Origin of the sequence: Salinithrix halophila (assembly GCF_042650125.1) — a bacterium.
In the GTDB taxonomy this organism is placed as follows: Bacteria; Bacillota; Bacilli; order Thermoactinomycetales; family DSM-45169; genus Salinithrix; species Salinithrix halophila.
Window position 1 is genome coordinate 115,513 of record NZ_JBHSAP010000009.1, and the last position, 12,159, is coordinate 127,671.

Annotated in this window: 12 protein-coding genes and 1 other annotated feature; all 12 genes read right to left on the bottom strand. The window is 52.3% G+C overall.

Features of this window, described 5'->3' with window-relative positions; genetic code table 11:
- Positions 1 to 204: 204 nt before the first annotated feature.
- Positions 205 to 2,982, bottom strand: coding sequence for an isoleucine--tRNA ligase (gene ileS / locus ACFOUO_RS06745; RefSeq protein ID WP_380703525.1), 2,778 nt, complete (start codon positions 2,980 to 2,982; stop codon positions 205 to 207).
- Between the two features lie 42 nt (positions 2,983 to 3,024).
- Positions 3,025 to 3,260: a binding site (T-box leader), on the bottom strand.
- A 200-nt stretch (positions 3,261 to 3,460) separates the two neighbouring features.
- Entirely contained in the window at positions 3,461 to 4,300 is an 840-nt protein-coding gene (locus ACFOUO_RS06750) for a DivIVA domain-containing protein (RefSeq protein WP_380703527.1), read from the bottom strand.
- A gap of 154 nt (positions 4,301 to 4,454) precedes the next feature.
- Positions 4,455 to 5,234, bottom strand: a complete 780-nt coding sequence (locus tag ACFOUO_RS06755; RefSeq protein WP_380703529.1) for a YlmH family RNA-binding protein — start codon at positions 5,232 to 5,234, stop codon at positions 4,455 to 4,457.
- Complete coding sequence (locus tag ACFOUO_RS06760) at positions 5,231 to 5,509, bottom strand: YggT family protein (RefSeq protein WP_380703531.1); 279 nt, start codon at positions 5,507 to 5,509, stop codon at positions 5,231 to 5,233. Before ACFOUO_RS06760 ends, ACFOUO_RS06755 begins: the two co-directional genes overlap by 4 nt.
- 4 nt (positions 5,510 to 5,513) lie before the next feature.
- Positions 5,514 to 5,930, bottom strand: coding sequence for a cell division protein SepF (locus ACFOUO_RS06765; protein WP_380703533.1), 417 nt, complete (start codon positions 5,928 to 5,930; stop codon positions 5,514 to 5,516).
- A 25-nt stretch (positions 5,931 to 5,955) separates the two neighbouring features.
- Positions 5,956 to 6,645: a YggS family pyridoxal phosphate-dependent enzyme gene (locus tag ACFOUO_RS06770; RefSeq protein ID WP_380703535.1), complete on the bottom strand. Its 690-nt coding sequence runs from the start codon at positions 6,643 to 6,645 to the stop codon at positions 5,956 to 5,958.
- Positions 6,646 to 6,651: 6 nt separating this feature from the next.
- A complete protein-coding gene (gene pgeF / locus ACFOUO_RS06775) occupies positions 6,652 to 7,476 on the bottom strand; it encodes a peptidoglycan editing factor PgeF (RefSeq protein WP_380703537.1) in 825 nt (274 codons plus the stop codon).
- Between the two features lie 100 nt (positions 7,477 to 7,576).
- Positions 7,577 to 7,891, bottom strand: a complete 315-nt coding sequence (locus tag ACFOUO_RS06780; RefSeq protein WP_380703539.1) for a YlmC/YmxH family sporulation protein — start codon at positions 7,889 to 7,891, stop codon at positions 7,577 to 7,579.
- 118 nt (positions 7,892 to 8,009) lie between these two features.
- Positions 8,010 to 8,789, bottom strand: coding sequence for an RNA polymerase sporulation sigma factor SigG (sigG, locus tag ACFOUO_RS06785; protein ID WP_380703541.1), 780 nt, complete (start codon positions 8,787 to 8,789; stop codon positions 8,010 to 8,012).
- A 263-nt stretch (positions 8,790 to 9,052) separates the two neighbouring features.
- A complete protein-coding gene (gene sigE, locus ACFOUO_RS06790; RefSeq protein ID WP_380703543.1) occupies positions 9,053 to 9,775 on the bottom strand; it encodes an RNA polymerase sporulation sigma factor SigE in 723 nt (240 codons plus the stop codon).
- A 42-nt stretch (positions 9,776 to 9,817) separates the two neighbouring features.
- Positions 9,818 to 10,726 carry a sigma-E processing peptidase SpoIIGA gene (gene spoIIGA, locus ACFOUO_RS06795; protein ID WP_380703545.1) on the bottom strand — a complete coding sequence of 303 codons (909 nt, stop codon included), beginning with the start codon at positions 10,724 to 10,726 and terminating at the stop codon, positions 9,818 to 9,820.
- Between the two features lie 253 nt (positions 10,727 to 10,979).
- Positions 10,980 to 12,098 (bottom strand): cell division protein FtsZ, encoded by a 1,119-nt coding sequence (gene ftsZ, locus ACFOUO_RS06800; protein WP_380703547.1) that lies wholly within the window; start codon positions 12,096 to 12,098, stop codon positions 10,980 to 10,982.
- Between the last annotated feature and the right edge of the window lie 61 nt (positions 12,099 to 12,159).

Genomic DNA, 12,159 nt, shown 5'->3' on the forward strand with positions numbered 1-12,159 from the left:
TCCTTATTCAAGCCCTTGCCTCCCCTCGCTGCAACCTTTCCGTATTCCTCTCTTTCAATGTACCCGGAAACGGCCTTTTTCTTGCGGGGGATACCAACAACACTTCCTATTCACCCGGAAGCAACGCATTCTCTTCTGAATGATAAAACCCCCCGCCGGAACACCTTCCGTGCGGGGGGTTGGTATGCATGTTTCACGGATGAATCACTCTATGCCGGTGTCTAGGTTGCTCACAATGTCGGCGCAACGGTCACACAGATCGGGGTAGGTTTCGTTTTGACCCACGGCAGGGCTGATTACCCAGCAACGCTGGCACTTTTCCCCCTCAGCTGTTTTCACTTTGACACGCAGACCTTCACCGGCAACCGCCTCTCCTTCCGGCTGATCACCAGGCTGCAAAACTTGGACCTGGGAGACAATGAAGAGTTCAGGCAGGCTTTCCACACTGTTCAGGAGCTGGAAATTCCGTTCCGATGGGTACAACTCCACAGAAGCACCCAAGGAGTTGCCGATCACCTTTGCGGCACGGGCTTCCTCCAAAGCTTTCAGTACCGTATCCCGCAGCTTGATCAGTTCGTCCCATTTCTTTTCCAGGTCTCCGTTCAATACCCCGTTATCCACCTGCGGGAAGTCTGTCAACTGTACGCTGGGTTCCTTTACGCCGGGTACGTATTGCCATACTTCTTCCGTCGTGTGGGGAAGAATCGGCTGCACCAGTTTCACCAGGGTGAGAAGTGTTTCCAACATCACCGTCTGGGAGGAACGGCGTTTAGGGTCCTCTTTCGGCAATGTATAGAGACGGTCTTTCAGCACATCCAGGTAGAACTGGCTCAAAAAGACGGTGCAGTAATGATGGATCTGGTAATAAACAGAGTGAAATTCATAAGCCTCATAATCTTTGGTTACCCGTTCCACGAGCCGTTGCAGTTTGATAAGGGCATAGCGGTCGATCGCATCCATTTCCCCGATGGCGACACCGTCCTTCGCCGGGTCAAAATCGGCCAGGTTACCCAAGAGAAAGCGGAAGGTGTTGCGGATCTTCCGGTAGACTTCAGCAATCTGTTTCAGGATGTCTTCGGAAACACGTACATCGGACTGATAATCGACAGAAGCAACCCATAACCGTAAAATATCCGCCCCGTACGTTTTCGTCACCTTGAGAGGGTCAATCGTATTCCCCAGAGATTTGGACATTTTACGCCCTTCCCCGTCCAGCGTGAACCCATGGGACAGTACCTGCCGATAAGGAGCGGTCCCTTTTGTGGCCACCGACGTCGTCAGCGAAGAATTGAACCAGCCACGATACTGGTCGGAGCCCTCCAGATAAAGATCAGCCGGCCAAGAGGTTTCTTCCCGTTGCATCAGAACAGAGGCATGGCTCGAGCCGGAGTCAAACCAGACGTCCATAATGTCCGTCTCTTTGCGGAACGTATCATGGTGGCATTCCGTACAGACAGACCCCTCAGGCAGAAGGTCTTCCACACGTTTTGCAAACCAGGCGGAAGAACCCTCCCGGGTGAACAGCTCAGCTACGTGCTCGATGGAAGCATCGGTGATATGAGGATGACCGCAAGATTTACAGTAGAAAATCGGAAGAGGAACCCCCCAGGTGCGTTGACGAGAAATACACCAATCTCCTCGCTCCTCCACCATGTTGGCCAGACGCACTTCTCCCCAGGCTGGTGTCCATTTCACTTCTTTGATCGCTGCCAACATCTGCTGGCGGAAACCGTCGATGGAGGCAAACCACTGTTCCGTCGCCCGGTAAATCACCGGTTTCTTCGTACGCCAATCGTGGGGATATTGGTGAGTGATGAAAGTCAGCTTCAACAGATTCCCCTCATCCTCCAGCTTTTGTGTGATAATCTTATTGGCATCGTCATAGAAGATTCCCTCGAAACCGGGAGCTTCCTTGGTTAACACCCCTTTTTCATCGACAGGACAGAGGACGCCGAGATCATATTTTTTCCCCAGTTCGAAGTCGTCAACGCCATGGCCAGGAGCCGTATGGACACAACCCGTGCCCGCATCCAACGTGACATGGTCTCCCAAGATGAGGGGACTTTCACGGTCATAAAAAGGATGACGGCAAATAACGCCCTCCAGTTCAGCCCCCTTGAAGGTTTCTCCTTTTTCATACGCTTCAATTCCAGCCAGTTTCATCACGTCGTCGGCCAATTCCTCGGCCAGCAACAGGCAGCGCCCCTCCGACGTCTTGACCAGCACATAAGTGAAGTCCGCCCCCAGGGCGATGCCCAGGTTGGCCGGGAGCGTCCAGGGTGTAGTCGTCCAGATGACGACAGCGGTACCTTCAGGAAGTTTCCCCTGTTCGTTCTTAACATCGAACAGGACATAAATGGAAGGAGATCGTTTATCCTGGTACTCGATCTCGGCGTCCGCCAGTGCGGACTCCGAAGACGGGGACCAATAGATGGTGCGGTAGCCTCGGTAAACATGACCTTTCTTCGCCATCTCCCCGAAGACACGAACCTGCTGGGCCTCGTATTCGGGTTTTAGCGTGATGTATGGATTTTCCCAATCCCCGCGTACACCCAGTCTTTTAAACTGTTCCTTCTGTTTTTCCACAAAGGAGAGTGCATAATCTCGGCATTTATCGCGGAAAGTGACCACGTCCGTTTTTTTGCGGTTCACTTTTTTCTTGGTGGTGAGCGCCTGCTCGATCGGCAGACCGTGGGTATCCCAACCTGGAATGTAGGGAGCGTCAAACCCCTGCAGGGACTTGTATCGGACGATAAAATCTTTAAGCACCTTATTGAGGGCGTGACCAATATGGATGTCTCCATTGGCGTATGGAGGGCCATCATGCAGGATAAATTTGGGCCGTCCCGCCCGCTTCTTGTGTACTTGACCATAAATGTCGGTCTCTTCCCACCATTTCTGCATATCAGGTTCCCGATTTGGGAGGTTGCCCCGCATCGGAAAGCCCGTCTGCGGTAAGTTGAGGGTTTTTTTATAGTCCACTCGCTTCACTCCTTCCTCATCAATAAAAAAACTCCTCTATCCCTTAGGGACGAGAAGTTACCCGCGGTACCACCCTATTGGGCCTTTACCGGAAAAGCAAAGGACCCACTTGATCATTCGTAACGGGAATGACGCGGTCCACCCTACTCCGGACCCAAAGGATCCGTTTCACGGGACGGCTCCCGGGTGATCTTCGACAGATTCATGGGCCAGGCTTCCACCTTCCCTGACTCGCTAAACCATAAATCCCTGTCTACTCTCCCGTTCTTCGCCACCTATGACGAGGCCCCGTGCAGTTACACAGGGCCCTCTGAAAACCGTTAGGCAGGCTACCTTTCAAGAAGGCCTAACCCCGATTCCCTTGCTTCAATTCGACCTTGGACATTATGTTTGTTAAATGATACCAGTCGCAAGGCCACGAGTCAACCGACCGAAGCCGCCAGTCAAAAAGCTAACGGTCCAACCATCAGGCAGTTGCTCAGAACATCGCTTTCCGCTTCATTTTACGGGATGTACGACGGAGCTCCCGGCGGGGCTCGTCCTCTTCATCCATGTAGGAATGCTCGGAATAAGAGGCTTCATCGTTCCCTAGAGGTGAACCGAAATCCTGGGTATTGTAATCCTGGGTTGAATAGTCATCGCCTTGGTTGAGGGACATGGAATCGGCGCTCGCTTCCGCCGCGTACTGTTCCAGCTGCTTGCCGGATTCATCCAACCCTTCTTCCAGATCCTCCAAGGACTCCCAATCGGAGTTATCCAGAATATCCAAGTGGGACTGGACCAAGGTGCGGAAGCGGGCACGGTAAACCGTGGCTTTCTGTTTGAGGTCCAGAAGCTCGCTGTGGATGGCCCGTGCTTTTTGAAGGGCTTCGTTGATGATCCGATCAGCATTTTTCTCGGCTTCCTGCACGATCAATTCCGCTTCTTTCTTTGCGTTCAAGCGGACTTCCTCAGCCACTTCCTGCGCCACGCGGATCGACTTATGGATGCTTTGTTCCATCGACGAAAGCGAGGAAGGAGAAGGAGACACAGGGGCCGGCGGTTCCGGAGCCTGGTAACGAGGCTGCGGCTGCGGCGGTTGAGGGGGTGCAGGCGGCTGTGGAGCGGTGTTCTGCATCGGCGTCATCGGCTGATCCATCGCTTGCTCCAGTTCCTGCTGAAGTTCCTCGACCTGTTGCTCCAACTGTTGTTTCTCACGAATGAGAAACTCAAAATCCTTGATGATTTGATCGAGGAAGTCATTTACTTCATCTACATCATAGCCGCGAAAAGAGCGTTTGAATTCTTTGTTGTGTATATCCAAAGGACTAAGCGGCATTTCGACACCTCCTCTAGAATTGGCTTCGCCATTTTCTATTCTACAATGGTAGCAGAATTCCTCCCCCATGGCCAGCACTGTTTGTCCACATAAGGAGAAAGCTCGTTCGAAAATGGGAAGCTGATGACGAAGGACGGCAAAACTTCGGTTACTCTTACATATACCTGATCAGATTTACCAGTAAACGCCCTTTCTTGGTTTGACCGAGGATCTCCCCCACTTGTACCCGCCCGAAACCTCTCAGGGAAAGGATATCTCCCTCTTGCAGCGGCGCCGCCGGATTTTCAGTTATTTTCCAGTTTATTTGGCAACGACCGTTCCGGATTAGAGGTACAACTTTCGACCTAGCGATACGAAAAGCGTCGGAGGCGACTGCGTCCAGGCGCAAGGAGGAAACGGAAATCGATTGGTCCTCTGTCTCCTGTATCGGCGGGGTCAGATCCTCCCGCCGAATCGTGCTTACCCGTACGGGGACTCTCCCTACCCGGGTAAGCTGTAACCGGATATAATCCGACATTTCTCCGGCGGCCACTACCTGGCATCCCCCCTCCACAGGTACGATATCTCCGATTTTATCTCGTTTCATCCCCAACCCCAACAACGTGCCCAACACGTCAGGATGTTTCATGTCGATATCCGATTGAGCCGGTTCAAGCATGAAAAATACCAGGCCGTACTCCTCTTCTACCACATAAGGAGGGTTTATCCGGGCCCGGCAGCGTTCAGCACCGGAAAAACCCCCGTCGAATGTGACGCTCAGATCGGGGGCTCTTCGAACAAGCATATCGGTGATGCGCTGTTCCCGTGGATTCAAAAAAGGGGTTAGGACAGACTGATACCGCTTCTCCGCCCCTATGGACCAATCCAGTACCCGCTCCACAAACATACGCTCATCGGGCCGGAAATGGTGGAAAAGGTCTTCCTTACGTGTCACAAGACTGTCCTCAGAATCAGGTTGATGATGAAGTAAACCCCTTGTTGAATCATCTGGAGAGCAAACAGAGCAACGATCGGGGAGATATCGATCATCCCGATTGGCGGAATGAAGCTGCGGAAGATTGACAGATAGGGTTCTACCAAACGCCCAATCACCATCCCGATGGGTGATTCACGGAGATTGGGAATCCAGGACATCAGGATGTAGATAAAAATCATCACGGTATAGATGGTAAACAGAGTATCGACGATATTTCCGATCGCAATTTCCATAGGGTCACCTCAAAATATCATTCGCTTCGTCCGAAAAAATATCGGATATGGTTCCCTGGATATCGACATTGGCTGGTGAGCACATAAAGATATGGGAACCTAATTTATGGATGTTTCCACCCAGGGCATAAACAGTGCCGCTCAGAAAATCGACGATACGGATCGCTTGATCTTTCGGCACCCTCTGCAGGTTGACCACGGTCGGGCGGTGATTTTTCAGGTTGTCGGCGATATCTTGAGCCTCATCATAGGTCCGTGGCTCTACGAGTACCACACGGACATTTTTCTGGGTGTGAAGGGAAACCACATTGCGACGCCCTCTCGCCGGCGACGGAATATCGGCTTCAGGGTCCGGATACTCCCGGTACTCCTCATCTTCACTAATTCCGAAGAAACCCATCATTCGATCCTTGAAACTCAAAACGGCCGCCTCCTTCACCGCCGCGTTATTTTTCCCGGCCAACCAATACGGAGCCCAGGCGTAAGTATGTTGCGCCCTCTTCGACAGCCACCTGGTAGTCCCGAGACATTCCCATGGACAGATGGGGGACCGTAAGTCGAGGGTGTTCCAATTTTTTCAATTCCTTTTGCAGGGATTTCAGTTCCCGGAAAACGGGCCGCACCTCTTCCGGGTCCTCGACGTAGGGGGCCATCGTCATCAGGCCCTCCACCCGGATTCCCGGAAGCCCCGCCACCTCTCGGGCGAATTCAGGGAGCTCCTCCGGCTTCAAACCGAACTTGGATTCCTCCCCGGACACATTAACCTGCAGGAAACAGCGGATTGTCTCCCCGGCCGCTTGGAAACGGCGGGATAGTTCCTTGGCCAGTGAAAAGCGGTCGAGAGAATGCAGATAGGAAAAACGCCCTACCACCGCTTTCACCTTGTTTCGCTGCAAATGTCCGATAAAATGCCAAGTTCCCCGTCTACCAAGTGTTTCCCACTTAGGGACGCCATCCTGGACACGGCTTTCACCGATGTGAGTCAGACCCGCATCCAGAGCTTCTTGGGTACGGTCAGAGTCGACATATTTAGTAACAGCAACCACATTCACTTTTCTAGGATCCCGCCCGGCAGTCAGGCAGGCTTGTTCAATATTTTGTCGTACATTTTCCCACCGGCTCCGGATGTCATCCACATTCCATCATCCTTTCCGCTTCCCGATAAAGGCGGCCATTCGCCCTGTCTTTCCCTGATCGCGGCGGTGGGAATGAAAGAGTTCCGGATGACAACTGGTACACCAGTGAGTAACCAAAATGTGTTCCCCGGACAAACCGCTGTCCAGAAGCAGCTGACGATTGGCTTCTTTCAGATCCAAGTTCCATTTGCCCGGACCGGCCGGTTGCAATACCTGCACATCCGCTTCCGGCAAAGCTTTGATCAACGGCTGACTCACCTTGTCGTCTACTTCGTAACAGCATGGGCCGATCGAGGGGGCAATCGCTGCGCGGATCTGCCCACGGTCTGCCCCTCGGCTGACGAATTCTTCTACCATCGCCGGGCCGATCCCCCCGACGGTCCCTCGCCAACCAGCATGAGCGACCCCCACCAAACCCCTATCCGGGCTGTAGAAAAAGAGAGGCACGCAATCCGCGTAAAAGGAAAAAAGAAAGATCTCTTCCTCCCCTGTCAACAATCCGTCGGTTCCCTCTAAGGCAGGGGATGTCTCATGACGTCCTCTCCCTTTTTCGCTGTTGGTCACTTCCCGTATCCGGGTCCCGTGAACCTGCTCCCCGTATGTCCAGGAGGCTGGCGGAATATTTAGTGCCTCGGCAAGACGTCTACGGTTACCGAGAACGCGATCGGGGTCGCTCCCCACATGGAGCGCGTAGTTGTAAAGGTTGGGATCATGAAAGGATTCGCTGTTGCGAGCGCTTATCCCTGCTGTCAAGTGAGGAAACTCCCGCTCCCAAAGGAGAAGAGAGAAATACGGGATAGCTTGTTCATTCCGGAGTTGAAACGGTTCCATATCCTTCCCTCCCTCTATCATCTTACCACAGGCCTAGATGGAGACAAAGGAGTTTGAGGATGACCCGTCGATCCGCATTTGAATCCGTTTCGCTCGCTGTTTACCGTTCCGTATCCGACGGTGGCGTTAAGAGCGGGCGGGGATCTCGAAAATCCCTCGTTTCATCCGTGAAGGATCGCTGGGAATCTAACCGTACCAGGATTACATCACTTCCGATTTTAACAATCTGGTTCCAAGGGATGACATACTCTTTCCCGCCAGTGACAAGACCAAAAAAGCGGCTTTCTCCGGGTACTACCAAGGCTTTGATCTGCCCCGCTCTCAGATCCAATTCTAAATCGTGGATCTGTCCTAACTTCCGTCCGTCACCGATATTGACGACATCTTTCTCCTGTAGTTCCGATATTTTAATCATGGAAGACCCACCCAGCTTTACAGGTTTTACTACCCAGTATATGTACGAGTCGGGGAAACTGTCCTGATGGAATCACGGGGACAGGTTTTCCAAAAAGAAAACCGCACAACATGCGCGGTCATTGGATAAACTTATTCATCTGCTGGATGGCGGCTTTTTCGAGCCGGGAGACCTGAGCCTGTGAGATGCCGATTTCGTCGGCCACTTCCATCTGGGTTTTCCCCTCGAAGAAGCGCATGGATAAGATCATTTTTTCCCTGTCGTTCAGTTTACCCATCGCTTCACGGAGAGCGATCTCCTCCACCCAGTGAAGATCCTTGTTCTGTTCATCTGAGAGTTGATCCATCACGTAGATGGGGTCACCCCCATCCTGATAGATGGGTTCGAAGAGGGAAACCGGGTCCTGGATCGCGTCCAGAGCGAACACCACTTCTTCTTTGGATACGTTGAGAGCCTCAGAAATTTCTACAATCGTGGGTTCACGGGAATGCCGATACGTCAGGGAGTCCCGCACCTGAAGCGCCTTATAGGCGATGTCCCGGAGCGAGCGGGACACCCGGATCGGATTGTTGTCCCGAAGGTATCGGCGGATTTCTCCGATGATCATCGGAACTGCGTAAGTGGAAAACTTGACGTTCTGGCTGAGGTCAAAATTGTCGATGGCCTTCATGAGCCCAATGCAGCCGACCTGAAACAGGTCGTCCACATTTTCACCGCGATTGTTAAAGCGCTGAATAACACTCAGAACCAGGCGCAAGTTCCCATTGACGAGCTTTTCCCGTGCCGAGATATCCCCTTCCTCCTGCAGGGAACGAAAGAGCATACGCATCTCTTCGTTTTTGAGCACGGGGAGCTTCGATGTGTCCACTCCGCAGATTTCCACTTTGTTTCGCGCCATGGATTCCCCTCCTACTCAAAGCTACTGTTAAGTATCTCCTCGAGAGGAAAATTTATAATCCATGTGTGCAAAAGAAACGACCTTCCCATAACGGTGGGATTCTTCCCAGGAGTATCCGGAAATAACAAAAAATAAGCCGCGCAGAGCCCATCATGACAGGATTGCGCGGTCCATCGAAGGGTCTATTTATGAACCGAACAACCCCAGCGTACCGGCAAAAAACTGGTCGCTGGGGTTTGTTATAAGGACACCGCCTCCGGAATTCACACCATTTTGTTAAATTCTTTCCGAAGCCGCTTGATAATCCGTTTTTCCAGGCGGGAGATATATGACTGAGAGATACCGAGAAGATCGGCGACATCCTTTTGAGTTTTTTCCTCTCCGCCATTAAGACCGAAGCGGAGCTCCATAATTTTTCGTTCCCTCTCGGAAAGACGCATCAATGCGGCACGAAGGACTTTCCGATCCACCTGTTCCTCGATGTTTCGGCAGATGATATCATTTTCCGTCCCCATCACGTCAGACAGAAGGAGTTCATTTCCATCCCAATCCATGTTGAGCGGTTCATCGAAGGAGACTTCGGAACGGATTTTATTATTGCGCCGGAGAAACATGAGGATTTCATTCTCGATACAACGGGAGGCATAGGTTGCCAGTTTGATCTTTTTTGAGGGATCAAAGGTGTTGACGGCCTTGATCAGCCCAATAGTGCCAATCGAAACCAGATCCTCGATATTGATGCCCGTATTCTCAAACTTTCGAGCAATATAGACAACCAGACGGAGGTTACGCTCAATCAGCATGGCTCGGACCGCTGTATCGCCACTGGGAAGCCGGTCCAGGAGGTGCTCTTCCTCTTCCCGGCTCAACGGAGGCGGTAAAGCCTCACTTCCACCGATATAATAAATCTCTTCTCCTTTCAAACCGATCTGCATAAGGATACGATACCAGAAGAGTTGCATTGCCAGTTTCCATTTGACTACCATTTTCCACATGACCTCCTCGTCAATTATATTCGGCGGTTTCTTTTACCCCGCCGCTGGCATACAGGAGGGATGCAGGATAGCCTGGTAGGTTCCGTCCGAGGAAAGGCGACCCGTATCCAGCCCGATCAACGCCTTCCCCGTTACCTGCCAGGCCCCTCCCTGAAATACTTCCATCCGATCCGGCTTCAATGCCACTAAGATGTTCCCCTCGCTAGCCGCTCCTCTGAAAGGGACCAGCCTCACACGTGTCAGCCACTCGGCTGGCATTTCTTTTCCCAATCCGTCCCAATTTCCCTTTCGCACTGCATCCACCAGGCTGACAGGAAGAATTCGCGCCCATTCCTCCAACTCAACCAGGATGACCGGAGTTCGCGTGATCGGATCCCTCAGCTGGTTACCTGTGTCGATCAATCCCGTGCATTCCAGTCCCACCTCCCCTAGCTGGATCCTTACTTTGGCTAAGGATTCATGCACGACCTGCCGGTCAGCCAGAGAGCGAAAAGAAAGTCGTGCATACAACCAGACCAAGGGAAAAGCGAGCAAAACAAATACCCAGGAAACCGGTGAACCCCACCCTGAAGACAGCGTGAAAAATGTGCTACCGGTCGCATGTACCCCGCCACTCAGAAAATAATGCAACGCAAACATACCGCCTCCAGTCACAAAAGAAATCAGATAAAACACGCCCAGATTGCGTAAGAATGCGACGGGAGAATGAAACCCCATCGCCACCCCAACCATTAGGATGGAGAAAAAAAGTTTTCCAAAAAACGTATACGAGAAAGTAAGCGGCTGCCACAGCTGAAGGACTGCATAACACGCCCCCAGAAGAGCGGCACACAAGATTCGCGGAAACGACGACCGTTGACGTCGAATGGCCGTCGTCAACCAGAGAAGCAGAAAATCGATACAGAGATTGAGTAGGAAAACCATATCGGCATAGACAACCATTTTTTGGTTCCCTTTCCCGTAAAAGGTGTCATCAGTATATCCTAATCCTATTTCAATGTCTGTCTAAACTTGCTGTTTCGAGGATACTTTTTTTGTCGAACATTCAGGCAAAAAAAGCCGCTCCAAGGCGAAAAGAAGGGGAAACCGCCTTTAAGTTTGAGTCGGCTTTTTTCGCCTTTTTTCGGATGTCCCACAAAGGGGACAAAAAAAACGACCACCGAATAATTCCGGCGGTCGCCTCGACCTGAAATATTCACTTCTTCCGCCGATGGCGAAGGAAAGTGGGAATATCCAGGCTATCTTCGTTTTCATATTTCGGACTGACGATATCGATTGCCGGACGCTTTCCGCTTCCTTCTCGGGCGGTCTCGCCCCCCAGCTGACCGAAATCGGGCTTTTTAGCGGCCTTTTCCTGCTCCTTGTGATCAAAGCCGGTGGCGATTACCGTGACGAGGATTTCGTCTTTCAACTCCTCGTTGATCACGGCTCCGAAAATCATATTGACTTCGGGATCGGAAGCGGAAGCCACGATATCTGCCGCCTCATTCACTTCATACAAAGAAAGGTTGGATCCGCCGGTGATGTTCATCAACACGCCCCGCGCACCATCGATGGAGGTCTCCAACAGCGGGCTACAGATTGCTTTCTTGGCAGCTTCCGTCGCCCGGGATTCTCCGGTAGCCATTCCAATCCCCATCAGAGCAGAGCCGCGTTCCGTCATGATTGTCTTCACATCGGCAAAGTCCAGGTTGATCAGCCCCGGGACCGCAATCAGATCAGAGATGCCCTGCACACCCTGACGTAGAACGTTGTCCGCTTCACGGAAAGCTTCCAGCATCGGGGTATTCTTATCTACAATCTCCAGTAGCCGGTCGTTTGGAATCACGATCAGCGTATCCACTTTATCCTTGAGGGCCGCAATCCCTTGATCGGCCTGAAGGGAACGTTTACGCCCCTCAAAGGTGAAAGGGCGAGTCACCACACCAACAGTAAGCGCCCCTGCCTCCCGGGCCGCCTCAGCTATCTCCGGCGCCGCCCCGGTGCCTGTACCCCCACCCATGCCAGCGGTGACAAAAACCATGTCCGACCCTTTCAGCACATTTTCGATACTCTCCCGGCTCTCCTCTGCGGCTTTCTTACCCACGTTCGGGTTTGCACCCGCACCGAGCCCCCGGGTCAGCTTTTCTCCAATCTGGAGCTTGATCGGGGCATGAGAACGATTCAATGCCTGAGCGTCTGTATTGGCGGCGATGAACTCCACACCCTGGACCCCGCTTTCTATCATACGGTTAACGGCGTTGCTGCCGCCGCCTCCGACACCGATGACCTTAATTTGAGCGATCTGTTCAACTTCCATATCGAACTCCAACATCGATTGTCCCTCCAATTTCGATAAATCTCCCTCACAACCCGCTGCTGAACCCGACCCTTTA